Below are 26,696 nucleotides of genomic sequence, written 5' to 3'. Positions count from 1 at the left end.
GGCGCATGCGAACCGACCATGGTGGCCGTTCCGGCCTTGGCCGCTACATCCTGGCGCTGGCGCTGCTGGCCGGCTCGATCGCCGCGCCCGCGCTGGCGGCGACGCCGGCCACGCTGCCGGCGGTGTACCCGGCGCCGACCGCGCTGCGCCTGCTCGGGCCGGAACTGCCGCTCGGGCCGTCGGTGGTGCTGGTGCAGGCCGGCACGCCCGATCCGGCCACCGACGCGCTGGTGCGCGCGGTGTTGCGCCAGGCCGGGGTCTCCCGCATCCGCCGCGCCAGCGCGCTGCCGCGCGACCCGCAGGCGGTGGCGGTGGTGCTGGGCACCGTCGACGCCGCGCCGGTGCGCGATGCGCTGGCCGTCGTCGACCTGGACGTGCCCGAGCGCGCGGAAGGCTATGCGCTGGGCAGTGTGGCGCGCGGCCGCGGCGCGCTGATCGTGCTGGCCGGTCGCGACGGCGACGGCCTGTACCACGCGGCGCAGACCTTCCGGCAACTGGTCGCGCACGGGCGCATCGCCTCGGTGGCGGTGACCGACGCGCCGGCGATGCCGGTGCGCGGCACGATCGAGGGTTTCTACGGCAAACCCTGGAGCATGGCCGAGCGCGCCGCGCACCTGGCGTTCCTGGCGCGCTTCAAGGCCAACACCTTCATCTACAGCCCCAAGGACGACGCGTTCGCGCGCGATCGCTGGCGCGCGCCGTATCCGGCCGCCACGCTGGCGGCGCTGGGCAAGCTGGCCGCGGTCGCCAATCGCGAGCACATCAACTTCGTCTATGCGCTCTCGCCGGGGCCGTCGATCTGCTACAGCGACCCGGCCGACCTGCAGGCGATCCGGCGCAAGTTCGCCGCGCTGCGCGCCCGCGGCGTGCGCAGCTTCTACATCGCCTTCGACGACATCGAATACACCAAGTGGAACTGCCCCGGCGACGCCACCGCGTTCGGCCCCGCCGGCGAGCAGGCCGCGGCCACCGCGCAGGCGCGGTTGCTCAATGCGGTGCAGGCGGACATCGCCGCGGCCGGCCACGGCGCGCTGATCATGGTGCCGACCGAGTACTACAACGTCACCGAGTCGCCGTACAAGGCGACGCTGCGACAGGCGCTGGATCCGCGCGTGGTGGTGCAGTGGACCGGCACCGATGTGGTCCCGGCGTCGATCTCGGTGAGCGACGCGAAGAACGCGACCAAGGCGTTCGGGCGCAAGACGCTGCTGTGGGACAACTATCCGGTCAACGACTTCGCCGAAACCGCCGGGCGCCTGCTGCTGGCGCCGTACGACCGCCGCCAGGCCGGGCTGTCGGCGGAGCTGAGCGGCATCGTCGCCAACCCGATGAACCAGGAAGTGGCCAGTCGGCCGGCGGTGGCCGGGGTGCTGGCCTTCGCCTGGAACGACCGCGGCTACGACGCGCAGCGCACCTGGCGTGCGGCCGCGCGCGACCTGGCCGGCGGCGACGCGCCGGTGGCCGACGCACTGCTCACCTTCTTCGACACCCAGCACCTGGCGCCGACTTTCGGCCATCTGCCCTGGCAGCCGCAGGCGCCGCGGCTCAAGGCGCTGATCGACGCCGCCCGCGACGCGCTGGCCGACGGCGATCCGGCGGCCCGCACCGCGGCGCTGGCCGCGCTGGGCCGCGCGGCCGACGCCCTGGCGGCGGCACCGCAGCGCATCCGCGCCAGCACCGCCACCGCCGGCTTCGTCGCTGAGGCCGCGCCCTGGCTGGACGCGACCGCGCTGTGGGGCCGCGCGCTGCGCTTGAGCGTGGACGGGCTGAACCAGGCGCTGGCCGGCGACCCGGCGGCGGCAGGCACGTTCGCCGCGGCCGGGCAGCTGGCCGCGCAGGCCGGGGCGATCCCCTCCATTCCCGGCGCGACCCGCTTCGGCGGCCCGGTCAAGGTCGCCGACGGCGTGCTCGACACCTTCATCGCCGACGCGCCGGGCCTGGTGCAGCGTCCGCCGGCGCGCTAGCGGGGGGGCGTGACGGTGCGGATCGGCGCGAGTTGCAGGCGCAGCGCCGCAGGCAGGTCGTAGCGGCCATTGCGCAGCGGCACCGCGGCGAGCGCGGCATGATCCGGCCCCGGCGGCAGCCATGCCGGCGCACGCAGGGACTGGGGCGGCACGCTGGCGCGATCCTTCGCGCCGAGGTCTAAGTGCTGCCCGGAAGACGCCCGGGGGCGCGACAGCATGCCGCGGAGCGCTCGCGACGCGCCGGATGCGAGCGCAAGGCGGTTGCCTGACGGCATCGGTGCTGGTGCGGACGTGCAGAACACGAACCGCATCCGCCGCAATGCGCGCGGCCAGGCCGCAGCCGACAGGTGCGGATGCTGTACCACCCGCCCCCATGCCGGTCCAACGCGGCGGCGCTGGTCACGCACCGGCGCCTCCCGGCTTGCCCTGCGGATCGGCGCCCGCGCAAACACGCTCATGCGCATCGCCCATGTGCTGATGTCCGATCGCCATGCCGCCGAGCGCACGCATTAACCGGCGGTTTACACCTTCGGCCCGCATCCCGGGCACAAAGAACGCCCGACCGGCCACGAGGGCGAGCCATGCGAATTGCGATCATCGGCGCAGGATTCTGCGGCACCGTGCTGGCCGCGACGCTGGCCAGGCAGGGCGCCGTCCGCCACATCACCCTGGTCGGCGTGGCCGATACCTACGGCCGCGGCATCGCCTACGGCGCGGCGCGGCCGGAACACCTGTTGAACGTGCGCGCCAAGGACCTGGGCGTGGACCCGCAGGCGCCGGGCGGCTTCGCCGACGCCCTGCAGCTGGATGCCGAGCAACGCCTGCAGTTCCTGCCGCGGCTGCTGTACGGCCGCTACCTGCAGCAGCACCTGGACGACGCGCTGGCGGCGTCGGCGGTGGAGGTGGCGCGGGTGAGCGAGGAGGCGGTGGCGGTGGAGCGCGATCCCGACGGCTTCCGTTTGTTCCTGGCCAACGGCGAGGCGGTGGTCGCCGACGTGGTGGTGCTGGCGATCGGCGCGCTGCCGCCGGCGGCGCTGCCGGGCATCGGCCCGCGCCTGGCGGTGCATCGGCGCTACATCGGCTGGCCGTGGCAGGACGGCGTGCTCGACGAGGTGCCGCCGCAGGCGCGGCTGTTGCTGGTCGGCACCGGCCTGACCATGGCCGATGTGGCCTTGACCCTGCGCCGGCGCGGCCACCGCGGCCCGATCACCGCCCTGTCGCGGCGCGGCCTGCCGCCGCAGGCGCACCTCGCGGTGCCGGGCGCGCCGGTGACGCTGCCGCCGAGCGTGGCGCAGGCGCTGCGCAACCACGACCTCGCCGGCCTGCTGCGCAGCCTGCGCCAGCTGACCACGGTGGTGGAAGACTGGCGCTGCGTGGTGGACGCCTTGCGCCCGCACCTGCAGCCGTTCTGGCAAGGCCTGGCGCCGGCGGCGCGCGCGCGCTTCCTGCGCCACCTGCGTCCGTACTGGGAGGCGGCGCGGCATCGGCTGGCGCCGGCCGCGGCGACCGCGCTGGCGCAGATGCAGGCGCAGGGTCAGCTGCGCATCCGCGCCGGGCGCCTGCTGCGCGCACGGCTGGGCGAGACCGCGGTGGAAGCGGTGATCCGCGATCGCGCCAGCAGCAGCGCGCGCACCGAGGACTTCGACGTGCTGATCCGCGCCACCGGGCTGGACACCGATGTCGCCCGCACCAGCCACCCGCTGGTCGCCACGATGCGCGACGCCGGCCTGCTGCAGGCCGATCCGCTGGGCCTGGGCCTGCGCGTGGACGAGCGCCTGCGGGTGCGCGACGGCAGCGGCCATCCGGTCGCCGGGTTGTACTGCCTGGGACCGCTGTTGCGCGGCGTGCTGTGGGAAATCACCGCGGTGCCGGAACTGCGCGCCGGCGCGCAGCGCCTGGCGGCGGAACTGGCGACGCTGGGGCAGGCACGGACCGCCGATGACGGTGCGGGCGACGCGCGCCAGCGACAGGCGTTCTAGCGATCGGATCCGGTACGGTGTTGGGGAGCGACGGCGGTCGCGGCGGGGCTTGAGCTGTATTCCGTCGCGACGGCAGGCGAGCTTCCGAGCATCCTGCAAGGCGCGCGCGTAGGAGCGGCGTCAGCCGCGACGGGTGTTCCCGGGAAGGCCCGTCGCGGCTGAAGCCGCTCCTCCAGGACACTGCACGCATCGGGACGCGCACCGGCTACGGCGACGGCTGGGCGCCGCCGCCGGCCCACGTCTCGACTTCGCCCGGCGCGAACGGGCCCAGCTTCTGCTTGACGATACGGCCATCGGCGTCGATCAGCACGCTGTACGGCAGCAGGCCCTGGGTGTCGCCCAGGCGCACGCTGGCGTCGGCCGGACCCGGGGTCTCCAGGGCGATCGGGTAGCCGATCGGTACCTGCTGCAGGAAGGCGCGCACGTCCTCGGCGCGGTCCAGGGCGATGCCCAGCACCTGCACGCCGCCGTCGGCCTGGGCGCGGGCCAGCCGGTCCAGTTCCGGCATCTCGCGCACGCAGGGCTCGCACCAGCTGGCCCACACGTTGACCAGCAGCGGCCGGCCGCGGAACTGCGCCAGGGTCAGCTGGCCGCCGTCGAGCGTGGGCAGGCGCAGCGCCGGGGCGGGGTCGCCCGGCCGCGCTGTGGCGACCGGCGCCGCGTCGCGGCCGCTGGCTGTGGCCGGCACTGCCGTGGCCATGCCCGGCGCCCGCCGTTCCCACCAGTGCGCCGCCGCCACGCCCAGCACCGCCGCCACCGCGGCGACCGCCAGCAGGCGCGCGGCGCCGGCGTTCACCGCGCCGCGCGCAGCAGGGCGTCCTCGACCACGGCCTGGCTCAGCACCGGCGGCAGCACCGTCGGCGGCGCGCCGGGGCCGTAGACCACGTACAGCGGCACGCCCACCGCCTTGTGCTCGGCGAGGAAGGCGCTGATGCGCGGATCCTCGTTGGTCCAGTCGCCCTTCATGTACACCGCGTCGACCCGCTTGATCGTGTCGCGGAACGCATCGCTGTCGAACACGTTGCGCTCGTTGGCCTTACAGGTGACGCACCAGTCGGCGGTCATGTTGACGAACACCACGCGGTTGTCGGTGCGCAGGCGGTCGAGCATCTGCGGCGAATAGGCCACGGTGTTGCGCTCGACGCTGGCGCTGGGCGGCGGCAGCCGGGTCACGCCCCAGGCCGGCAGCAGCGCCAGCAGCAGCAACACGCTGGCCAGGCGGGTGCCCAGCGCATGCCCGCGCCAGCGCGCGCGCTCGAACCACCACAGGCCCAGCGCCAGCAGGGTGGCGCCGATCAGCAGCAGCGCCACCGCGTCCACGCCGCGCTGCTTGCCCAGCACCCACAGCAGCCAGATCGCGCTCAGGTACATCGGGAACGCCAGCACCTGCTTGAGCGTCTCCATCCACGCCCCCGGCTTGGGCAGGCGCCTGGCCAGCGACGGCACGAAGCCGATCAGCAGGAACGGCAGCGCCAGGCCCAGGCCCAGGGTCAGGAACACCAGCATCGCCGCCGCCGCCGGCGCGGTGAGCGCATAGCCCAGCGCCGGGCCCATGAACGGGCCGATGCAGGCGCTGGACACCACGCAGGCCAGCACGCCGGTGAAGAAGTCGCCGACCGGGCCGCTGCGCGCCGACAGCGACTGGCCGACGCCGCCCAGGTTGGCGCTGAGGGTGAACACGCCCGACAGGCTCAGCCCGACCACGAACATCAGGTACACCAGCACCGCGACGAAGCCCGGGCGTTGCAGCTGGAAGCCCCACAGCAGGCGCGCGGCCACGGCGATGCCGCCGATCACGGCGAAGGAGGCGAGCACGCCCAGCGTGTACCACAGCGCATGGCTGCGGGCGCGGCCGCGGCTCTCGCCGCTCTGCGCCAGGCCCAGCACCTTCAGCGACAGGATCGGCAACACGCACGGCAGCAGGTTCAGCAGCAACCCGCCGCCCAGCGCCAGCAGCAGGATCCACAGCAGGTTCTGCGTGGCCGGCGGCGGCGCGGCGCTGCGCGCGGCGTTGTGCGCCGAGGCGTCCGGGATCGCCGGCAGGGCGTCGGCGGCCGCGGCGGCGGCCGCGTCGTTGGCGTCGGCCTGGCGGCTGTCCAGCGGGGTCACCAGCAACGGGCTGACCTCGGCCTGGTCGGCCGGGGTGACGGTGCCCTTGGGCAGCGCCAGCTTCACCCGCCGGGTCATCGGCGGGTAGCAGATGCCGTCGGTCTGGCAGCCCTGGAAGGTCGCCACCAGGGTCGCGGCGGCGGCATCGGCGCGCTGGCGCTGCAGCGGCACGGTGACTTCGGCCTGGTCGAAGTACACCACCACGTTGCCGAAGTGTTCGTCCTGGTGCGAGCTGCCCTTGGGCCAGCGCGGCATGCCGGTGCGGATGCCGGGCGCGCCTTCCAGCGCCAGCGCGGTGCGGTCGCGATACAGGTAGTAGCCCGGCGCCGGGGTGAAGCGCAGCAGCAGGGTATTGCCGTCGCCGACGATGGCTTCGAACTGGAACGCCTGGTCCGACGGCAGCGGCAGGCCCTGCACCGCGGCGGCACCGGCGCCGGGACCGAACAGCGGCTTGGCGCCGGTGCCCGCGCCCGGGCCGCTGCCCGGCAGCCCGCCCGTCGCGGCCGGCGGTGGCAGTGCCGGCGCCGGATCGGCGGCGGCACTGGCAGTGGCAGTGGCTGCCGCCGGCAGGGTCACCTCCAGCAGGCGCTTCTGCGGCGGGTAGCACACGCCGGCATCGGCGCAGCCCTGGTAACGCACCTCGAGCTGCACGCGGCTGGTACCGGGATCGGCGACGCCGCTCTGCACCGCGTTCAGTGCGTCGCGGTAGGTCTCCACTTCGCCGAAGTACGGGTCGGTCTTCTTGTGGCCGGCCGGCAACTGCAGGGTCGGGTTGGGCTTGAAGCCGCCGATCACCTTCACCGCGATGCGGTGCCGATACAGGTAATAGCCCTTGGCGATGTCCCAGTGCAGCGCGATGCGGCCGCGTTCGGGCGCCTGCGCGCTGAGCGCGAAGGCCTGGTCCACCGACAGCAAGTCCTTTTCGCTGATCGCCAGGGCGGGGAAGGCGGCCACGGCCAGCAGGCACAGGGCGGCGAGGCGGTGCAGCAGGGTCATCGGTTTACGGTTCCTCACGGGTTTCGGCATGGACCCACTGCAGGTAGGCCGGCAGGCCGCCGGCGACCTCGAGTTCGACCAGTTCGGGGACTTCATAGGGGTGCAGCGCACACAGTCGCTGCTGCAGGGCAGGCAGGCGGTCGGCGGTGGTCTTGATCAGCAGCAGCACTTCCTCGCCCTGTTCCACCGTGCCTTGCCAGCGATAGGTGGACTGCACGCCGGGCAGGCGGCTGACGCAGGCGGCCAGGCGCTCGTCGACCAAGGCCTGGGCGATCCGCGCGGCGCTGGCCGCATCGGGGCAGGTGCTGAGCAGCAAGCGGAGGGCGGGCGCGGACATGCGGCCGACAGTATAGGGATGCCGGCCCCGCTTTGGCGGCGCCGGCCGTGGCCGCTCGCGGCCAATTCCCAATCCCGGCTTTCAACAGCCGCAGGCTGGTCATCCCGAATCCCCGCCCGCTGCAAACGCAGCGGGCGGGGCAACACGGCTCAGTTGACCAACTGGCAGCTGGCCGGCTTGGCCGAGGTGAACAGTGACGAGGTCGCCCACTCGGGGTGGTCGATGAACGGGTTGCGGTTGCCCTGGAAGCTGTAGATCACCTCGTTGCGGGCACGCTCGGCGTCGTCCGGCGGATCCTGCTGGCTCCACGCGATCAGGGTCGACAGCAGGCCCATGTAGGCGGGCGAGGACGAGGTCTTGACGATCTTGCTGCGGTCGTCGGTCAGCTCCAGGTCCGGCTCGGACTGCCCGGTCTTGGCATCCACCCCGCCTTCATAACGGATCGCCATGTACATCACCGCACGCGCCATGTCGCCCTTGCGGTGGTCCCACACCTCGAAGGTGCCGCTGTTGCCGTCCGGGGTGCGCACCCAGTTGGAATTGCCCGGGTAGCGGCCGCTGCCGCCGCCGAAGCCGGCGTTGGCCTCGGTGGCGCGCTCGCCGCAGTTGCTGTCGCACTTGGCGTAGGGCTTGTTGCCGCGGTCGGCGTTCCAGGTGGCGTCGGTCAGGTACAGCATGTGGGTGTCGGTGTACGGCGCGTAGGGCAGGCCCTTGTCGCCGGTGGCGGTGCCGAAGCCCAGCGAGTTCGGCCAGCTGTGCTCGCGGTTGTACTTCAGGCCGCTGCCGCTGCCGGCGCGGTCGCTGCCCTTGGCGTAGCTGCGGTTGCGGTAGGCGTCGAGGACCCGCTGGCTGTTGTTCGGATCCTCGTCGGCGATCTCCAGGATGGCCCAGGTGTCGGTGCCGGAACTGCTGCTGTACGGATAGACGGTGTGGCCCTTGATCGTCTCGTGCAGCGAGCAGCGCAACTGGCTGGGGCTGGAGGTGTTGACGTGCGAGTAGTAGGTGCCGGCGCCGCTGCCGCCGCCCGAGCCGCTGGCCACGTTGAAGGCGACGCTGCGGTCCTGCGCCGGATGCGCGCCGTCGGCATCGCTCACGCGCGCGGCGACGATGCTCAGGGTGCAGCTCTCGCCGGCCTTCAGCGCGGTGTTGGTGGACAGCGTGAACTGGGTGCCGCTGCTGGGGTAGCTCAGCGCCACGCTGCCGGACTGCTGGCAGCTCAGGCCGAACGCGCCGCTGGCCAGGCTCACCGCCTCGCTGAAGGTCACCGCCAGGTCGCCGGCGGCGGGGAAGTCGGTGGCGCCCTGGGTCGGGGTGGTGGCGGTCACCGTCGGCGCGGCGTTGCTGCTGCCGCCGGCGAAGGTCTGGCCGTTGTTGCAGGCGCCGAAGGTGTTGGCGGCGCTGGCGGCCCAGCTGAAATCGGCCGCGGCGCTGCCGTTGCCGCGCAGTTGCAGCGAGGTGCCGGCCGCGGTGCTGTTGCTCTCGCTGACCGGCAGGTTCTGGCTGGTCATGCCCGCAGCGGGGCCGCCGCTGCCGGTGATGGCGCCCTCGTAGCTGAGGAACTGCACCACCTTGCCGTCGCCGTCGACCAGCGCCAGGCCGTCGTTGGGCCCGTTCTGGATGCCGTTGCTGGCATAGCCGACGGTGGCGATGCGCACCTGCCCGCCGCAACTGACCAGGTTGCCGGCCGGCACCGCGCTGTTGGCGTAGACGGTGGCCGCGCTCGGGTTGCTGCCGTTGTACAGGTAGACGCGGTAGCCGCTCAGGCTCTCCCCGGCGGTGGCGACGATCTCCACGCCTTCGCCGGTGTCGCCGGCGGCGGTGGCATCGTCGTAATGCAATTCGTTGATGAATACGGCGGCCTGGGCCGACCCGGCAAGGGCGAGCAGGCAGGCCAGCGGCAACGCAACGGCGGATGGCTTCATCGACAACTCCTTTTGGTGATGGATCCCCCCCTGGGTCCGCGCCCAGCCTAGCCCGACTCTGTGACACTGTGACGGGATTCGGTCACTGCTTGGAACGCCGCGCACGCCGCAGGCAAAAATTTTTTGCCGCCGGCCCTTGAAAGCGCCCGCCGCGGCACTACATCAGGCGCATCCCGGCCTTACCGGGTTTTTTCGCGAGCGTTGCTGGCAGTCGTCATGGGCGAGTGCTAACATCGCCGGCCTTTCCTAGACCAATCAATCACTTAAGAGGTCTCTCTCAATGAGCATCAAGCCGCTTCACGACCGCGTCGTAGTCAAGCCGATCGAAGCCGACGAAATCTCCGCCGGCGGCATCGTGATCCCGGATTCGGCCAAGGAAAAGTCCACCAAGGGTGAAGTCGTGGCCGTCGGCGCCGGCAAGCCGCTGGACAACGGCAGCGTGCGCGCCCCGGCGCTGAAGGTCGGCGACAAGGTCATCTACGGCCAGTACGCCGGTTCCAGCTACAAGGCCGAAGGCGTCGAGTACAAGGTGCTGCGCGAAGACGACGTGCTGGCGATCGTCGGCTAACAGCGCCGCCGATCGCGGGAATCGGGATTGGTGAATCGGGAATCGGTCAGGCGCCTTCGTCGCCCGCGATTTCCGTCCGTCCCGACCGCCCGCTCTTGATCTGCCTATTCCCTGTTCTCCATTCCCTATTCCCGAGGTAACTCAACATGGCTGCCAAAGATATCCGTTTCGGTGAAGACGCCCGTTCGCGCATGGTGCGCGGCGTCAACATCCTCGCCAATGCCGTCAAGGCCACCCTGGGCCCGAAGGGCCGCAACGTCGTGCTCGAGAAGAGCTTCGGCGCCCCGACCATCACCAAGGACGGCGTCTCCGTCGCCAAGGAAATCGAACTGGCCGACAAGTTCGAGAACATGGGCGCGCAGATGGTGAAGGAAGTCGCCTCCAAGACCTCCGACAACGCCGGTGACGGCACCACCACCGCCACCGTGCTGGCGCAGGCGCTGATCCGCGAAGGTTCCAAGGCGGTCGCCGCCGGCATGAACCCGATGGACCTCAAGCGCGGCATCGACAAGGCCGTCGTGGCCGCCGTGGCCGAGCTGAAGAAGATCAGCAAGCCCACCGCCGACGACAAGGCCATCGCCCAGGTCGGCACCATCTCCGCCAACTCCGACGAGTCGATCGGCAACATCATCGCCGACGCGATGAAGAAGGTCGGCAAGGAAGGCGTGATCACGGTCGAGGAAGGCTCGGGCCTGGAGAACGAGCTGGACGTGGTCGAGGGCATGCAGTTCGACCGCGGCTACCTGTCGCCGTACTTCATCAACAACCAGCAGAGCCAGCAGGCCGACCTGGACGACCCGTTCGTGCTGCTGCACGACAAGAAGATCTCCAACGTGCGTGACCTGCTGCCGGTGCTGGAAGGCGTGGCCAAGGCCGGCAAGCCGCTGCTGATCGTCGCCGAGGAAGTGGAAGGCGAGGCGCTGGCGACCCTGGTGGTCAACACCATCCGCGGCATCGTCAAGGTCGTGGCGGTCAAGGCCCCGGGCTTCGGCGACCGTCGCAAGGCGATGCTGGAAGACATGGCCGTGCTGACCGGCGGCACCGTGATCTCCGAGGAAGTGGGCCTGGCGCTGGAGAAGGCGACCATCAAGGACCTGGGTCGCGCCAAGAAGGTGCAGGTCTCCAAGGAGAACACCACCATCATCGACGGCGCCGGCGACACCTCGGCGATCGAGTCGCGCATCAAGCAGATCAAGGCGCAGATCGAAGAGACCTCTTCGGACTACGACCGCGAGAAGCTGCAGGAGCGCGTGGCCAAGCTGGCCGGCGGCGTGGCGGTGATCAAGGTCGGTGCCTCGACCGAGATCGAGATGAAGGAAAAGAAGGCGCGCGTCGAAGACGCCCTGCACGCGACCCGTGCGGCGGTGGAAGAAGGCGTGGTCCCGGGCGGCGGCGTGGCGCTGGTGCGCGCGCTGAGCGCGATCGGCGAGCTGAAGGGCGCCAATGAAGATCAGACCCACGGCATCCAGATCGCGCTGCGCGCGATGGAAGCGCCGCTGCGCGAGATCGTCACCAATGCCGGCGAAGAGCCGTCCGTGATCCTGAACAAGGTCAAGGAAGGCAGCGGCAACTTCGGCTACAACGCTGCCAACGGCGAGTTCGGCGACATGGTCGAGTTCGGCATCCTGGATCCGACCAAGGTGACCCGTTCGGCGCTGCAGAACGCCGCCTCGATCGCCGGCCTGATGATCACCACCGAAGCGATGGTGGCCGAGGCCCCGAAGAAGGAAGAGCCGGCCGCCCCGGGCGGCATGGGCGGCGGCATGGGCGGCATGGGCGGCATGGATTTCTGATCCAGCCGGCCACGGCCGACCTGTTCCACGCAGTCGAAAGGAGCCCCGCAGCGATGCGGGGCTCTTTTTTTGCGTGCGCGCCGGTGGCGGCCGCACCGCGTGCGGTCATCGCGGTGGCATGCCGATGCGCTCGTCCGCGCCTTCGTGCGCCTGGGTCAACGCCGCGGCGCATCCGCTTGCCGTGACCCCGCAGAACCTGCTTGGCGAGCGTCTGTAGAGCACTTCGGCAAAGACGAGGGAACGATGTCGCAGGAGCGGCTGCAGCCGCGATGAAGCGTTACCGGCAATGCCCGTTGCGGCTGAAGCCGCTCCTGCGAGGACAACGGCGTGTGTCGCCGAGCTGCGGCAAGCAGCGAAGCTGCATTCTGGAAGCTGCCTGCGCCGGGCTTGTGCGATCTTCCGACCGAGGTGCGGCACAGGCGTCGCAGGCGGCAGTGCCCCCGACAGGCGGGATGAGAATGCAGGCGTCCCGCCATGCGCCCAAACACCGCGAGACGCTGCGCGCCGTACCCTCACCCCAACCTCTCTCCCAACGGGAGAGGGGCACGCGATCGCGATGCGCGTGCAGCCCATCGTTGCCCAGCAGCGTCTCCGCCAGAGTTGCGGCTGGCACTGCCTGCGATCGCGATGCGGCGGGAATCGGCGCGCTGCGCGGCGAATCGCGCACAACACGCAATCGTCTACACGCGTGGTGCGGCCGCGTGTTGACAGCGTTTTCAGCGCCATGCAGGTTAGGGCACACGGGCGTCCAGGGGGATCTGCACGCCCGCATGTTCGTCTTCTTCTGTGCGCCGCGGCCGGCGCAGGGTGGCGCGTGCCCGCGGCATGCGCGGCACGGCCAGGGGCGCGGCGCAGCGAAGAGGACGCCGCAGGTCGTGTTCGCACGGCGCTGCTTCCATCCGCTGCCGGGGACACTGCATGCCACTTCGCCCACTCACCACCCTCGCGTTCGGCATCGTGCTGGCGCTGCATGGCGCGCCGGAAGCGCGTGCGCAGAACGCCGACGCCGACGCCGACACCGACACCGCCGCGCCCAAGGCCGCCGCCACCGACCTGGGCCAGGTCGTGGTCACCGGCTCGCGGATCAAGCGTTCGGAGGTGGAGGGCGCCGAGCCGGTGCTGACGATCAGCGCGCAGCAGATCCAGCAGGAAGGCTTCCTCACCGTCTACGACGTGCTCAGCACGCTCAACCAGCAGGGCAGCGTCGAGGCCGACACCAAGTACGGCTCGCACACGCCCAACGCTTCGCCGGTGAGCCTGCGCGACCTCGGGCCCGGGCGCACCCTGCTGCTGGTCAACGGCCATCGCGTCGCCGACTACCCGCAGCCCTACGCCGGCGAGAGCAATTTCGCCAACTACGCCAACATCCCTTCCGCGGCGGTGGAACGCATCGAGATCCTCACCGGCGGCGCCTCGGCGATCTACGGCTCCGACGCGGTCGCCGGCGTCATCAACGTGATCCTCAAGCAGGGCTATGAAGGCAATCAGGTGCGCCTGCGCGGCGGCACCGCCACCGCCGGCGGGCGCGACGTGGTCGACCTGTCCTGGGTCGGTGGCCGCAGCGGCGACAAGTGGAACCTGACCTATGCACTGCAGTGGACCCGGCGCGATCCGCTGTCGGTCGGCGAGCGGCCGAAGATGGACGATCAGGACGATGAGTCCTACAGCAACTGGACCGCGCAGGCGCGCAAGTACGGCTTCAATCCGTTCACCGGGCTGAGCCTGATCGACGCCGGCAACAGCCAGCGGCTGGCGCCGCCCAGCGGCACCTGCGCGCGTTTCGGCGGCCAGTTCATCGACGCGCAGCGGCTGAGCTACGACTACAACAGCGACACCGTGCGCAACCTCGGCGGCTACTGCGGCATGGCCCACGACTACGCCGACTGGCTGGCCGCCAGCGGCGGCGACAGCGGCTCGGCCTACCTGTACGGCACCTTCGATTTCGACAACGGCGTGCAGGCCTGGAGCACGCTGTCCACGACCAAGAGCCTCGGCTACTGGACCTACGACCCGCCCTACGTCTACCTCGGCCCGTTCCACGACACCGCCAGCGACCGCGACCTGTATGCGATCCGCCAGTTGACCCGTTTCGAATCCGGCGGCTGGAAGAACCTGGCCAACACCACCAAGGAACTGTCCTGGGATCTGAGCGCCGGCCTCAAGGGCCGCCTTGCCGATCGCTTCGACTGGGAGCTGGCGGTGGGCCGCGCGCGCTACACCGTGGACGAATACGTGCGTACGGTGGACACGCAAAAGGCCTATGCCTACTTCCTGGGCCCGCAGCTGGGCAGCACCGCCGACGGCACGCCGATCTACGATCTCGACGAGTCGCGCTGGTACCAGCCACTGACCGGCGCGCAGTACAACGACCTGGCGGTGAAGGCGCACAGCCGCGCCGATTCCTGGGTCAACCAGGCCAGCGCCAACATCACCGGCGAGCTGCTGCAGGGCTGGGCCGGGCCGATCAAGTTCGCCGCGGTCGGCGAGGTGGCCAAGCAGGGCTACCGGCTGGCGCCGGATCCCTGCGCCAACACCTGCTATCCGCTGGACGTGGTCGATTACGGCGGCGGCGAGCGCCTGCGCTACTCCGGCGGGATCGAGTTCGACGTGCCGCTGCTGTCCTCGCTCAATGCCAGCCTGGCCGCGCGCCACGACCGCTACGGCGACTACCGCGTCTACGGCAGCGACCTGGGCGCGGCGATCGGCACGCAGCGCGACACCACCTGGAGCGCCGGCCTGGAATGGCGGCCGCTGAACACGCTGCTGCTGCGCGGCAGCGTCGCCACCAGCTTCCGCGCCCCGGACATGCACTACGTGCTCGGCGAACCCAGTTCCACCGAGCAGACCGTGATCGACCAGTACCGCTGCATCCAGAAGGGTTACTACCTCACCGGCGGCTGCAGCGCCGAGAACAGCGACGTGTTCTACCTGATGCAGGTCAATCGCCGCGGCACGCCTGACCTGGAATCGGAGCACGGCCGCTCGGTCACCGCCGGTTTCGTCTGGGATATCGCCGAGGGCCTGTCGCTGACCGCCGACTACTACCGGATCCGGCTGCAGGACATGATCAAGGACCTCAACCGCGACGAGGTGCTCAGCGCCGAAGCCGGCTGCCGCACCGGCCTGACCACCGCCGGCGGCGTGTGGGTCAATCCCGGCGGCGCCGAGTACTGCGCGCGCATCCTCTCGCGCGTTTCGCGCGATGCCGCCGGCCGCGTCACCGACATCGAGCAGGGGCCGATCAACATCGCGCAGATGCACGTGTCCGGCGTCGACGCCTCGTTGAAGTACCGCCTCAACACCGCGCGCTGGGGCAACTTCAGCTTCGCCCTGGATTACAACAACCTGATCGGCTACCACGAGCAGACCTACCGCACCGACGACGACAAGAACCTGCGCGATCAGAAGATCCGCAGCAAGCTGCGCGGCAGCTTGCACTGGGAAAACGGTGGCCCGCTGGACCTGACCGTGTACGCCAAGCGCTTCGGCTCCACCCAGGCGGTGAACTGGGGCACCTGCACCCGTTTCGACGACGGCTACCAGCCCAGTCCCTCCGACGCCTGCCGCGTCACCGACAGCGGCAACCGCCACTTCGGCCAGAGCACCACCCGCTACTTCGGCCGCGTCGGCCCGGCGCTGTACTGGAACCTCACCGCCGGCTACCGCATCGCGCCGAAGATGAAGGTCAACCTGTACATCAACAACGTGCTCAACACCGTCGGCTACGACAACAAGGAGCGCTACTACGGCTACCAGTTCTACAACACCACCCTGTACGACGCGATCGGGCGCGAGGTGGCGGCGGAGTACGTGCTGGATTTCTGAGGGGCGGGGAATCGGGAGTCGGGACTGGGGAGTCGAAAGCGGAGCGGTGGCGCTGCTTTTTCCGATTCCCCATTCCCGATTCCCCATTCCCGGCTCCACAAGTTGCCAATGCAACTGTGGCGCCGCCGCAAACCCTGTGTTATCACTACGTCCCATGAACGCTTCCTGCCGCAGCTTTTACTTTTGGTACTACGGTTTTCCGATGCCGCTGGCGGAGGAAGGATCGCGTTCACCCTGAAGGACACTTCAGCCGCAATCCCGAAAGCCGCCAGCGAACCTGGCGGCTTTTTTCATGCCGCCGGCCCTGGCCCCACCCAAGCCCCCACGAGAGACACCCATGGCCCCGCATACCGACGATCTGCGCATCCGCAAGATCGAACCGCTGACCCCGCCCTCCCAGTTGCTGGCGCTGCTGCCCTGCGACGAGGAGGCCTCGCAGACCGTCGCCGCCTCGCGCGCGGCGCTGCACGAGATCCTGCACGGCCGCGACGACCGCCTGGCGGTGGTGATCGGCCCTTGCTCGATCCACGACCCGGTCGCGGCGATGGAGTACGCGCAGCGCCTGCGTCCGCTGCGCGAGACCTACGGCGATGCGCTGGAGATCGTGATGCGGGTGTACTTCGAGAAGCCGCGCACCACGGTCGGCTGGAAGGGCCTGATCAACGACCCCAACCTCGACGGCAGCTTCGACATCAACAAGGGCCTGCGCCTGGCGCGCGGCCTGCTGCGCGACATCAACCGCCTGGGCCTGCCCGCGGGCGTGGAATTCCTCGACATCATCTCGCCGCAGTACATCGCCGACCTGGTGGCCTGGGGCGCGATCGGCGCGCGCACCACCGAGAGCCAGGTGCACCGCGAGCTGGCGTCGGGCCTGTCGTGCCCGGTGGGCTTCAAGAACGGCACCAGCGGCGACGTCAAGATCGCGGTCGACGCGGTCGGCGCGGCCTCGCATCCGCACCATTTCCTGGCGGTGACCAAGGACGGGCAGACCGCGGTCGCGGCCACCGCCGGCAATCCCGACTGCCACGTGATCCTGCGCGGCGGCACCCAGCCCAACTACGACGCCGACAGCGTGGCCGCGGCGGCGCAGGTGCTGCAGAAGGCCGGCCTGCCGGCGCGGCTGATGGTCGACGCCAGCCACGCCAACAGCGGCAAGAACCCGGACAACCAGCCCAAGGTGATCGAGGACATCGCCCGTCAGCTCGAGGCCGGGCAGACCCGCATCGTCGGCGCGATGGTCGAGAGCCACCTGCGCGGCGGCCGCCAGGACCTGGTCGCCGGCCAGCCGCTGGTCTACGGCCAGAGCATCACCGATGGCTGCATCGACTGGGACAGCTCGGTGCAGGTGCTGGAGCGGCTGGCGCAGGCGGTGCGGGTGCGGCGTGCGCGCTGCCTGAGCGACGCGGCGTGAGGTCGGCGCGCGCCCGGGCCGCGGGTCCGGGCGCACACCCCGCACTGCCGCGGCGCGCGCTCAGTGCGCTTCGTCGCTGTACACGAACTTGGGCATTTCCCATTTGCAGTGGATCGCCAGCAGGCGCAATAGGAATCCGCCGCCCAGGCACCACAGCGTGGCGGCGTTGAGCGATACACCCAGTTGTAGCAGTCCCAGCCAGGCCGCACCGGTGAACAGGGTGATCAGCGCATAGAGTTCTTTCTGGAAGATCAGCGGCACTTCGTTGCACAGCACATCGCGCAGCACGCCGCCGAAGGCGCCGGTCAACATGCCCGCGATCACCACGATCGGCGCGGAGTGCCCGGCATCGCGCGCCACCGCGCAGCCGATCAGGGTGAACGCGATCAGGCCCAGCCCGTCCAGCACCAGGAAGGTCCGGCGGAAGTGATGCATCCAGCGCGCGACCCAGGTCGCGATCAGCGCCGCGCAGATGGTGAAGCCCAGGTACTCCGGATGCTTCACCCAGCCCAGCGGGTAGTGTCCCAGGACGATATCGCGCAGCGATCCGCCACCGAGCGCGGTGACGCAGGCGATGATGGCCACGCCGAACAGGTCCATGCGCCGGCGCCCGGCGGACAAGGCGCCGGTCATGGCTTCGGCGGAAATGGCGACGAGGTAGATCAGAGAGAGCAGCATGGGGAGGCTCCGGACACGGCAGGCGGGGACGGAAACGCGCCACGCACGCGGGCGCGAGCACGCGGGCGTGGGGATTTCCGTTGCCGCTCCCGCTGTCCTTTTGCCTGAGAGTTCGGTGGCCGGGCCACGTGCCCCTTCGGCGGGTCATTGAAGACCTCTCTCCAGATCGGCGTACCGGATGCATGGTTGGCGGCGTGTCGTGCCACCGGCCTGAGCGATTATGGGAGCCTGCGCCTTCGGCGGGCGCCGGCATCGGCGCCTCTCTCCTGCATCCGGGGGCGATTCTAGCAGCCGGCGCCGCCGCTTCGCTGGAGACTCCCGTTGCGCGCGCTGCATCGGCGCGCCGGTCCGGGCGATGGCGCTGCGACTTGGCCAGCGTGCCCGCGGCGGTCGCCGCAACGCTGCCGGCGGGGAGGCACACGGCGGAGACTGCGCCGCGCCAGCCAGCCGCCGCCGGCCATGACGCCGCGCCTGGCGGCCGAACACGCAAAAAAACCGGCCGCGCCGCCGAATACGAAGGGAGAGAGCTTCGGTGTCGACGGCTGCGAGCCGGCGATGTCGTTATCCGCCTGCACGGTGGCCCTGGTATGCCGGTGTGTGGCAACGGCTGGCAAGGTGTTCGCAGCGCGTTAAAGCCTGTTGTCGCCGGTTCAGCGCAACGGCGCGGAACCGGCGCGCTGGGACGTACAGCTGCGAATTGATGGGCTGGGACATAGCGGCGATCGACTGCCAAACGCACCAGGCCCTGCCCGGCGCCACGCTGTTCCAGCGCCATGCGCGTGAGGTCAAGCTGACCGCCGAAGGCCGGCGACTGGCCGATGCCGCCAGCGCCGCGCTGGCCGACATCGGGGTCTGACCAACAGGTGATGCCCGAGGTCGCCTGCGCGCATGGGCGGACGCCGCTGCTGGTGAAACCGGCCACCGTGTCGATAATGCCTGCATGGCCGCCGACTCGCCCTGGTTCCTGTACCTGCTCGAATGCCGCAACGGCAGCTACTACGCCGGCATTACCCCGGACCTGCAGGCGCGCTTCCAGGCGCACCTGCGCGGTGCCGGCGCCAAGTACACCCGCGCCAACCCGCCGGTACGGCTGCTGGCCAGCCGCGCCTACCCCGACCGCGCCGCCGCCTCGCGCGCCGAATACGCACTCAAGCGCTTGCCGCGTGGCTGCAAGCTGGCGTTCCTGGCCGCGCCCGACCCCGTACCTGGCGCCGACAACCTACACGCGCCAGCCGAATCTGCAGCGGTGGTGTAGGAGCGTCTTCAGCCGCGAGAGGCGTGAGCGGTAAAGCCCGTCGCGGCCGACGCCGCCCCTGCAACGGTGCCGCACATGCGCGCGAATTTTGGAGGCAAGAGGGCCGCCCTGTGGGAGGGACTTCAGTCCCGACGCGACGGACTCGAACGACGCGACAACCACCAAACCGGACATGACGCTGCCGGCAGCAAACACACCCGATGCACACCGCGCCTCAGCGGCTGGGCCAATGCCACGCCGGCCGATCGAGTACGCGAAGGTCGGCGACGTCGGTCTGGCCGTGCTCCTTGATCAGCAGGTGGTGCAGGCAATCGGGCTGCTGCTCCAGCGCCGCGATCAGCCGGCTGGCATGCGAGACCACGATGATCTGCGACTGCCGTGCGGCGCTGCCGATCAGCCGCGCTAGCGCCGGCAGCAGGTCAGGATGCAGGCTCGCTTCCGGTTCGTTGAGCACCAGCAGTTCCGGCGGGCGCGGGCTCAGCAGGGCGGCGATCCACAGCAGATAACGCAAGGTGCCATCGGACAGCTCGGCTGCCGAGAGCGGCCGCAGCAGGCCATGCTGGTGCATCGCCAGGTCGAAGCGCCCGGCATGCACCTCGATCGTCAGCCGTGCGCCGGGGAAGGCATCGTCCACCGCCGCATGCAGGCCGTCGGCGTCGCCGATCTCCAGGATGGTCTGCAGGGCCGCGGCGAGGTCGGCGCCGTCGTTGCTCAGCACCGGCGTGTGCGTGCCGATCTGCGCCATGCGTGCCGGTGCCGCGGCATCGGTGCGGAAGTGGTCGTAGAAGCGCCAGCGGCGAATGTTCTCGCGTACCTCGTGCATCTCCGGTGCCGCGCGCGGATCGGAGAATTGCGCCAGCACGCTGTCGAAACTGGCGATGCCGGCGCCGGCATCGGTCCAGCCGTCGTCCTGGGTGCGCAGGCGCACCGCCGGCCCGTTGCGGTCCACCAGCAGGTTGGACTGGCGTAGCCAGGGACCGGCCCAGATGCATTCGCGCTTGATCTGCGGATCCAGCCCGAAGGCCGACGCCGAGGGCGTCGGCAGGCCCAGGTCGATGGCATAGCCGAATGCGTCGCTGGCGTAGCCCAGCTTCAGGCCGACGGCCTGCTGCGGTACCGTGCCCTCGACCGGATGCGCCCCGCGCCTGACCGCGCGGCTCAGCGTCTCCGGGCCGGCCCACAGCGCCGACGGCAGGCCGCCCTCTCGGGCCAGTGCGGCGATCACCCCGCCCTGGGCGGTGTCGGCGAGCAGGCGCAGCGCGCGGTAGACGTTGGACTTGCCGCTGCCGTTGGCGCCGGTGATCAGGGTCAGCCCCGCCAGCGGCAGCACCAGCTCGCGCAGGGAACGATAGGAGGAAACCGCCAGGGTGGTCAGCATCGGCGCAGCATACGCGCTGCTGGCGCCGCTCAACCGCCCGCGTGCATCGTGCCGGTGTCCAACCAGCGCTGGTGCCAGGACAGTGCCTCTGTCAGCAGGTGCGGGGTGTGCTTGCCGTAGCTGGCATGCAGGGCGCGGTCGAAATAGTCCTGCAGCTGTGCGCGGTAGCTCGGGTCCACGCAGTGCGCCAGCAGCTGCTGCGCGCGCTGCCGCGGCGGCAGGCCGCGCAGGTCGGCCAGGCCGTGCTCGGTGACGATGATGGAGACGTCGTGCTCGGTGTGGTCGACGTGGCTGACCATCGGCACGATCGAGGAGATGCTGCCGTTCTTGGCGGTGCTGGGGCTGAGGAAGATCGACAGGAAGCCGTTGCGGGCGAAGTCGCCGGAGCCGCCGATGCCGTTCATGATGCGGCTGCCCATCACGTGGGTGGAATTGACGTTGCCGTACAGGTCGGCCTCGATCATGCCGTTCATGCCGATGCAGCCCAGCCGCCGTACCAGTTCCGGATGGTTGGAGATCTCCTGCGTACGCAGGATGATGCGCTGCCGGTAGAAGTCGATGTTGCGCTTGAACTCCTCGTTGGCCTCCGGGCTCAGCGCGAAGCCGGTGCACGAGGCGACCTTGAGCACGCCGCTGCGCAGCAGGTCGAGCATGCCGTCCTGGATCACCTCGGTGAACGCGCTGAGGTCGCGGAAGCCGCTGCTGGCCAGCCCGGCCAGCACCGCGTTGGGGATGTTGCCCACGCCCGACTGCAGCGGCAGCAGGTTGGGCGGCAGCCGGCCCTTGCCGACCTCGTGCTGGAAGAACGCGATCAGGTGTTCGGCGATGCGCTGGCTGGTGGCGTCGGCCGGGGTGAACGGGCTGTTGCGGTCGGGGCCGTGGGTGCGCACCACCGCCACGATCTTGTCCGGGTCGCAGCGCAGCGACGGTTCGCCGATGCGGTCGTCGGCGTGCAGCAGCGGAATCGGTTTGCGCTGCGGCGGCAGCGCGGTGCCGTAGTACACGTCGTGCATGCCGTCGATGCCGGCCGGCTGCCAGTCGTTGACCTCGATGATCACCTTCTTCGCCAGGTCCAGCCAGGTCTTGTTGTTGCCGACCGAGGTCGACGGGATCAGGCGGCCGTCTTCGCGAATGCCGGCCACTTCCACCACCGCGGTGTCGATCTGCCCGTAGAAGCCGAACCACACGTGCTGGGCGACGTGGCTGAGGTGGATGTCGATGTAGTCCAGGCTGCCGGCGTTGATGCGCTGGCGTGCGTCCGGGTCGGATTGGAACGGCATGCGCAGGGCGATGCCGTCGGCCTTGGCCAGGGCGCCGTCCAGTTCCGGCGCGGTCGAGGCACCGGTCAGCAGCTGGATCTTGAACGACTGGCCCTGCAGATGCGCCGTCTCGATGCGCTGCGCCAGCGCCATCGGCACCGCCTTGGGATAGCCGGAGCCGGTGAAGCCGCTCATCGCCACCGTCTCGCCGGGCTGGATCAACGCCGCCGCGGCCTCGGCGCTGACGATGCGTTCGCGCAGGCGGGGATGGAGGATGCGTTCGGCGGACATGCGGCGACCATGGCGTGGGAAGGGGACGGCAATTATCGCGGATCGGGCCGGGGCCCGCGCTGGGACGTGTCCCCACTTTCATTTCTGTTGCGCCACGTGCGCGCGCGCGGCAGGCAGCGCGGCGACGCAGGTGAGCGGCCATCCGCCCCTGCGCGCCGGCACGCGCGCCGCGCGCGATGTGCTCCAGCGGCCGCTCGCGTGCTGTCGTGCCAGATCCGCCGTGCGCCTGCCCGGGGCGGACACCGTACAACGGCATCGAGGCCGGGCGCCCGTGTGCCGCTTTCACGCGCTCCACGCCGCGCCGCGGCGATAGTGCGGCGGTGCCGCTCTCCGCCCGCCCGCTGACCGCCGTCCACGCACGCTACCGGCGTCTGCCGCGTGGCTGGCGCCTGCTCCTGCGCGGCCTGCTGATCGCCTACCTGCTGTACCTGCTGGCCGGCAACGTGTTCCTCAACACGCCGCTGTTCGACCTGGCCACCAACCGCAAGCCGGAGAAGTTCCGCATGCACACCGGGCCGGCAGTCACCGTGCTGCCCGGCTTCATCACCGCCTGGAACGTGCGCATGCGCGGCCATGTGCAGCGCAACGTCTGGCAGGTGCGCGCCGACCGCGCCAGCGCGCGCATCGCGCTGCTGCCGCTGCTGCATCGCGAGGTGCGCGTGCCGTGGATGGAAGCGGTGAACGTGGTCGGCGAGATGGATCGCGTCGAGGAGATGATCCCGCCGCCGCCGCCGAGCGACCAGGGCTGGACTCTGCGTTTCGACGCGATCCACAGCGGCACGCTGCGCCGCGCGCGCTTCGGCGAGCTGGCCATCGAGGGCCAGGGCCACGGCACCGTCGGTTTCCTCAAGCAGCTGCGTGGCGGTCCGTCGCAACTGTTCCGCTCGCAGATCGTGTTCGAGGACGCCAGCGTGCGCTACGGCAAACGCCAGATCGCCGACCAGGCCACGCTGGATGCGCGCTTCTCGTTCCCGCGCCACTACCGCGCGCAGGCGCCGGGGCTGCGCAAGCTGGGCATCACCGACCTGGCGCTGCGCGTGCACGGCCGCAGCGTGGCGCTGCGCATCGATACCGCCGGCGACACCACGAAGCTGAGTACCGAACCCGGGCTGGGCCATATCCAGGCCGATCTGCACCTGCTGCGCGGCGCGCTGCAGCCCGGCAGCACGCTCAACTGGCGGGTGCCGCTGCATGCCGGCGTCGGCGCCACCGACCGTGGCGTGCTGGCGCTGCTGCTGGACGTGGAGGGCGACAGCATCCGCGCGCGTGCGCGCCTGCCCGGCCAGGTCGATCCGGGCAGCATGCTCGATGCCGACCTGCGCATCGCCGGGCGCCAGGTGCCGTTTGCCGACCCGGCAGCGCTGCTGCCGCGTACCTCCGGCCGCGTGCAGGGGCGCTGGCATTTCGAATCGTTGAACTGGATCAGCGACCTGCTGGTGCGCAAGCCGTGGTTCCAGCTCGACGGCGGCGGCGACGTCGCCGCGGACCTGCTGCTGCGGCAGGGCGCGCTGCAGCCCGGCAGCCGCCTCGACGTGCCCGACGTGCAGGCGGTGGCCGAGATCATGCGTGTGCGGGTGAGCGGCAAGGCGCAGGCGGCCGGCCGCATCGTCGGCAGCGCCGAACAGCCACGCACGCAACTGGACGTGCGCATGCGCCGCTTCGCGCTGGCGCCGCTGGACGATCCCAAGGCCAGCTTCGTCGAAGGCGAGAACCTGCAACTGGCGCTGCAGGGCGACGGCGCGCTGGCCACGCTGCGCGATTCGCTGCAGGCGCAACTGCGCTTCGCCGATGCGCGCGTGCCCGACCTGCGCGCCTACAACCGCTACCTGCCGGCGTCGCAGGTGCGCGTGCTCGGCGGCGACGGCCGGCTCAGCGGCGACCTGCAACTGGACGCGTCGGGCCAGGTCGGCCAGGGCCGCGTGCGCGTGCTCGGCCGCCGGGCGCGGCTGCAGACCGCGGGCCTGGAGCTGGCCGGCGATCTCGACCTGGACGCGCGGCTGCGGCGTGCCGAACTGCAGGGCAAGCGCCTCGACCTCAGCGGCAGCACCCTGCGCCTGAAGGGCGTGCGCTACGGCAGCCAGCCCAAGCAGGGCGACTGGTGGGCGACGCTGCGCATTCCGCAAGGACGCATCGCCGGCGCGGCGCCGGTGCAGGCCGATGCGCAGGTGCAGATGCAGATGCGCGACGCCGGCCCGGTGCTGGCGGTGTTCGCGCAGCACAGCGATGCGCCGGCGTGGTTGCTGAAGCTCGCCGACGCCGGACAACTGCAGGCCAGCGGCCAGTTGCGCTGGCGCAAGGACGCGCTGTGGCTGGATCGCGTGAGCGCGGAGAACGAACGGATCGCGTTACGCGCGCGCCTGCGGGTGGGCGATGCCGGCACCCAGGGCGATCTGTACGCGCGCTGGGGCGTGCTCGGCGTGGGGGTGGCCTTGCGCGGCGAACAGCGGCAATGGCATCTGCTCGGCGCGCGCGAGTGGTACGACCGGCAACCGGCCTGGCTGCCGGAGGCGCCGGCACCGGCGGCATCGCCCTGACGCGACGACGCACGCGTCGTGCCGTGCGCCGGTGTGCGTGCGTCGGCAAGGGCAGGCCAACTGCAATCGCGGCGCCCGCAATGTGCGGGCTTGCGCAAGGCGCACATCGCACGCTTGTCCCATTCCCCATTCCCGTTTCCCCACTCCCGCCAACCAAGCAGAATGTACTGCCCGGTATCGTTTTGCAGTGCAGCGTGCAATGTCCAAAAAAAGCGCCCAAGATCGCCCTGCATCCCGACGTGGGGGAGGGAGCAAAGCCCGCTGGCAGTTCGCTGCAAGCGGGCTTTTTTATTGCCTGTTTCCTGGTGCCGGGCCGGCGCAGACGCTGCGCGATGGCGTGCTGTGGGATGGCGATCCCAATCATTCACCGTAGTGGCGTGAATGCGTCGCGCCCCGTGAACATCCGCACTGACCGTACTGACCGCACTGACCGCACTGGCCGCGCGGGTTTCGCGGCAGCGCGGGCGACCGCGATCGCGTCAGGTCGGCATGGCCTGCGACGGCGCTTCCGGCGACGGCGGAAGTTCCGGCCGGGTCGGATCCACGGTCAGCGGCTCGTCGTTGTGCAGCAGCGCGTGCGCCTCGGCTTCGCTGGCCACCGCCGGCGGCGAGCCGCGCAGCGGCAGGCCTGCGGTTTCACGCACGAAGACCATCGTCGCGATACCCACCACCGCCGCACCCATCAGGTAGTAGGCCGGCACCAGCGGATCGCCGGTGCGCTCGACCAGCCACGCGGTGACCAGCGGCGTGGTGCCGCCGAACAACGAGACCGACACGTTGAAGGCGATCGACAGCGCGCTGTAGCGCACCGGGGTGTAGAACAGCGCCGGCAAGGTGGAGGGCATCGAGCTGGTGAAGCACACCAGCGCCAGGCCCAGCAGCATCAGGCCGAGGAAGATCAGCCAATCGCTGCCGGTGCCGATCAGCAGCAGGCACGGCACCGCCAGCACCAGCAACGCGATGCACGCGCCGATCACCATCGGCTTGCGGCCCAGGCGATCGCTGAACAGTCCGCCGACCACGTTGAGCGGCATCATCACCAGCATCACGATGATGATCAGCAGCAGGCCCTTGCTCTCTGCATAGCCCATGGTGACGCTGAGGTAGCTGGGCATGTAGGTCAGCAGCATGTAGTCGGTGACGTTGAACACCAGCACCAGGCCCACGCACTTGAGCAGCTGCGGCCAGTGGATGCGGAACAGCGCGCCCAGGCCGGGCGCGTCCTGCTCGCGCTTTTCCGCTTCCTCGGCATAGGCCTGGAACGCCGGGGTTTCCTCCAGCTTCATGCGCATGTACAGGCCGAGCAGGCCCAGCGGGCCGGCGATCAGGAACGGCACGCGCCAGCCCCAGTCGAGCATCTGCGCATCGCTCAGCGCGAAGTGCAGCGCGGTCACCGTGGCGGCGCCGGTGATGTAGCCGCCCAGCGTGCCGAACTCCAGCCAACTGCTCATGAAACCGCGGTTGCGGTCGGTGGAGTACTCGGCGATGAAGGTGGCCGCGCCGCCGTACTCGCCACCGGTGGAAAAGCCCTGCACCAGTCGCGCCACCAGCAGCAGGATCGGTGCCCAGATGCCGATGCGCTCGTAGGAGGGGATGATGCCGATCGAGAACGTACCCAGCGCCATCAGGATCATGGTCGCGGCCAGCACTTTCTGCCGGCCGTAGCGGTCGCCCAACGGGCCGAACACCAGCCCGCCCAGCGGGCGCACCAGGAACGCCACGGTGAAGGTCGCGAACGTGGCGATCAGCTGCGCGGTGGGGTTGGTGCTCGGGAAGAACACATGGCCCAGGGTCACGGCCAGGTAGCCGTACACGCCGAAGTCGAACCATTCCATCGCGTTGCCCAGCGCCGCCGCGCCGACCGCCCGCTTGAGCATCGGTTTGTCGACGACGGTGACCTCTTCCACCCGCAGCTGGCGGCGGCGCTTGAACCATCCGAAATGGGCGTGGAATTCCGACATGTCTTCTCCTGTCCTGAAACGGTGAGGTGATGACCCCCGGCCCGCACGCGGCAGGGCAAGCAAGACGGAATGGCGCAAGCGGCGCCGCATTGGTCTGCGGGGGCACGATCCCGGATGGCCGCGTCGACACCACGGCGCTGCGAGATCGAAGAGACGGAGCGGGCGGCGCGGGATCACGCGAGGCTCCGTCGAGGGGCGCATGATACACCATCGCCCGATTCGGCCGAGCGGCATGGTCCGCGAAACGCGGCGAACGTGGCGTGAAACGCTGCGTATTGCGGCGATGTGCGGCAACGCGCGGCGCGTACGGCGTCGTGTTTGCGACGTCTCAATTGCGCGGCCGGCACGCAGCGGGCATTGCCCCGGGACGCGCCTGGCGCGTGGTTTCGCGTGCAGGCCAATGGCGACGTGTCGCTTTGGGCGGATCGCAGCCGCA

The 26,696-nt window shown here is 70.5% G+C and carries 17 protein-coding genes, 1 pseudogene and 2 riboswitches; of the genes and pseudogenes, 9 read left to right on the top strand and 9 right to left on the bottom strand.

The features are described from left to right. Positions 1-5: 5 nt before the first annotated feature. Positions 6-1,964, top strand: a complete 1,959-nt coding sequence (locus NKJ47_RS19815) for a beta-N-acetylhexosaminidase family protein (RefSeq protein ID WP_254459429.1) — start codon at positions 6-8, stop codon at positions 1,962-1,964. Here NKJ47_RS19815 and NKJ47_RS19810 read toward each other — a convergent pair. Then, positions 1,961-2,422 carry a hypothetical protein gene (locus NKJ47_RS19810; RefSeq protein ID WP_254459428.1) on the bottom strand — a complete coding sequence of 154 codons (462 nt, stop codon included), beginning with the start codon at positions 2,420-2,422 and terminating at the stop codon, positions 1,961-1,963. The two genes, NKJ47_RS19815 and NKJ47_RS19810, sit on opposite strands and share 4 nt — an antisense overlap. 123 nt (positions 2,423-2,545) lie before the next feature. Between NKJ47_RS19810 and NKJ47_RS19805 the strand changes: the two genes are divergently transcribed. Then, positions 2,546-3,943: an FAD/NAD(P)-binding protein gene (locus NKJ47_RS19805; RefSeq protein ID WP_254459427.1), complete on the top strand. Its 1,398-nt coding sequence runs from the start codon at positions 2,546-2,548 to the stop codon at positions 3,941-3,943. 205 nt (positions 3,944-4,148) lie between these two features. Here NKJ47_RS19805 and NKJ47_RS19800 read toward each other — a convergent pair whose 3' ends face one another. The 4 genes from NKJ47_RS19800 to NKJ47_RS19785 form a co-directional block, all read right to left on the bottom strand. Next, entirely contained in the window at positions 4,149-4,739 is a 591-nt protein-coding gene (locus NKJ47_RS19800) for a TlpA family protein disulfide reductase (protein ID WP_254459426.1), read from the bottom strand. Further along, entirely contained in the window at positions 4,736-7,048 is a 2,313-nt protein-coding gene (locus NKJ47_RS19795) for a protein-disulfide reductase DsbD family protein (protein ID WP_254459425.1), read from the bottom strand. Before NKJ47_RS19795 ends, NKJ47_RS19800 begins: the two co-directional genes overlap by 4 nt. 4 nt (positions 7,049-7,052) lie before the next feature. Then, positions 7,053-7,385: a divalent-cation tolerance protein CutA gene (cutA, locus tag NKJ47_RS19790; RefSeq protein WP_254459424.1), complete on the bottom strand. Its 333-nt coding sequence runs from the start codon at positions 7,383-7,385 to the stop codon at positions 7,053-7,055. 149 nt (positions 7,386-7,534) lie between these two features. After that, complete coding sequence (locus tag NKJ47_RS19785; RefSeq protein ID WP_254459423.1) at positions 7,535-9,307, bottom strand: endonuclease; 1,773 nt, start codon at positions 9,305-9,307, stop codon at positions 7,535-7,537. Between the two features lie 280 nt (positions 9,308-9,587). Between NKJ47_RS19785 and NKJ47_RS19780 the strand changes: the two genes are divergently transcribed. The 4 genes from NKJ47_RS19780 to NKJ47_RS19765 all read left to right on the top strand — a co-directional run bounded on the left by NKJ47_RS19780 (position 9,588) and on the right by NKJ47_RS19765 (position 16,904). After that, entirely contained in the window at positions 9,588-9,875 is a 288-nt protein-coding gene (locus NKJ47_RS19780; protein ID WP_010340979.1) for a co-chaperone GroES, read from the top strand. 146 nt (positions 9,876-10,021) lie between these two features. Next, positions 10,022-11,668, top strand: a complete 1,647-nt coding sequence (gene groL / locus NKJ47_RS19775) for a chaperonin GroEL (RefSeq protein WP_010340980.1) — start codon at positions 10,022-10,024, stop codon at positions 11,666-11,668. Between the two features lie 897 nt (positions 11,669-12,565). Continuing rightward, complete coding sequence (locus NKJ47_RS19770; protein WP_429002555.1) at positions 12,566-15,493, top strand: TonB-dependent receptor plug domain-containing protein; 2,928 nt, start codon at positions 12,566-12,568, stop codon at positions 15,491-15,493. A gap of 337 nt (positions 15,494-15,830) precedes the next feature. After that, on the top strand, positions 15,831-16,904 hold the full coding sequence (locus NKJ47_RS19765; RefSeq protein WP_254459421.1) for a 3-deoxy-7-phosphoheptulonate synthase: 1,074 nt from the start codon (positions 15,831-15,833) through the stop codon (positions 16,902-16,904). Between the two features lie 60 nt (positions 16,905-16,964). Here the strand turns inward: NKJ47_RS19765 and NKJ47_RS19760 are convergent, their stop codons facing one another. Further along, a complete protein-coding gene (locus NKJ47_RS19760) occupies positions 16,965-17,582 on the bottom strand; it encodes a trimeric intracellular cation channel family protein (RefSeq protein ID WP_254459420.1) in 618 nt (205 codons plus the stop codon). A gap of 84 nt (positions 17,583-17,666) precedes the next feature. Continuing rightward, positions 17,667-17,757: riboswitch (glycine riboswitch) on the bottom strand. Positions 17,758-17,778: 21 nt separating this feature from the next. Beyond that, a riboswitch (glycine riboswitch) is annotated at positions 17,779-17,854 on the bottom strand. 470 nt (positions 17,855-18,324) lie between these two features. On the opposite strand from NKJ47_RS19760, the pseudogene NKJ47_RS19755 reads away from it, so the two are divergent. Further along, positions 18,325-18,429: pseudogene (locus NKJ47_RS19755) on the top strand (LysR substrate-binding domain-containing protein); the annotation flags it as partial. 93 nt (positions 18,430-18,522) lie between these two features. Further along, the gene (locus NKJ47_RS19750) at positions 18,523-18,837 is read left to right on the top strand and encodes a GIY-YIG nuclease family protein (RefSeq protein WP_254459419.1); all 315 of its coding nucleotides are present in this window, start codon (positions 18,523-18,525) and stop codon (positions 18,835-18,837) included. A 214-nt stretch (positions 18,838-19,051) separates the two neighbouring features. Here NKJ47_RS19750 and NKJ47_RS19745 read toward each other — a convergent pair whose 3' ends face one another. Both NKJ47_RS19745 and NKJ47_RS19740 read right to left on the bottom strand, forming a co-directional pair. Then, positions 19,052-20,215, bottom strand: a complete 1,164-nt coding sequence (locus NKJ47_RS19745) for an AAA family ATPase (RefSeq protein WP_254459418.1) — start codon at positions 20,213-20,215, stop codon at positions 19,052-19,054. A gap of 29 nt (positions 20,216-20,244) precedes the next feature. Beyond that, a complete protein-coding gene (locus NKJ47_RS19740) occupies positions 20,245-21,765 on the bottom strand; it encodes an acetyl-CoA hydrolase/transferase family protein (RefSeq protein WP_254459417.1) in 1,521 nt (506 codons plus the stop codon). Positions 21,766-22,106: 341 nt separating this feature from the next. Here NKJ47_RS19740 and NKJ47_RS19735 point away from each other — a divergent pair, with 341 nt between their 5' ends. Continuing rightward, positions 22,107-24,299, top strand: coding sequence for a hypothetical protein (locus NKJ47_RS19735; protein WP_429002554.1), 2,193 nt, complete (start codon positions 22,107-22,109; stop codon positions 24,297-24,299). A gap of 479 nt (positions 24,300-24,778) precedes the next feature. Here NKJ47_RS19735 and proP read toward each other — a convergent pair whose 3' ends face one another. Then, the gene (proP, locus tag NKJ47_RS19730) at positions 24,779-26,260 is read right to left on the bottom strand and encodes a glycine betaine/L-proline transporter ProP (protein WP_254459415.1); all 1,482 of its coding nucleotides are present in this window, start codon (positions 26,258-26,260) and stop codon (positions 24,779-24,781) included. Positions 26,261-26,696 lie beyond the last annotated feature (436 nt).

Origin of the sequence: Xanthomonas sacchari, assembly GCF_024266585.1 — a bacterium.
In the GTDB taxonomy this organism is placed as follows: domain Bacteria; phylum Pseudomonadota; class Gammaproteobacteria; order Xanthomonadales; family Xanthomonadaceae; genus Xanthomonas_A; species Xanthomonas_A sacchari_C.
Note: the sequence above shows the minus strand (reverse complement) of the source record. Positions and strands in the feature narration are given on the sequence as shown.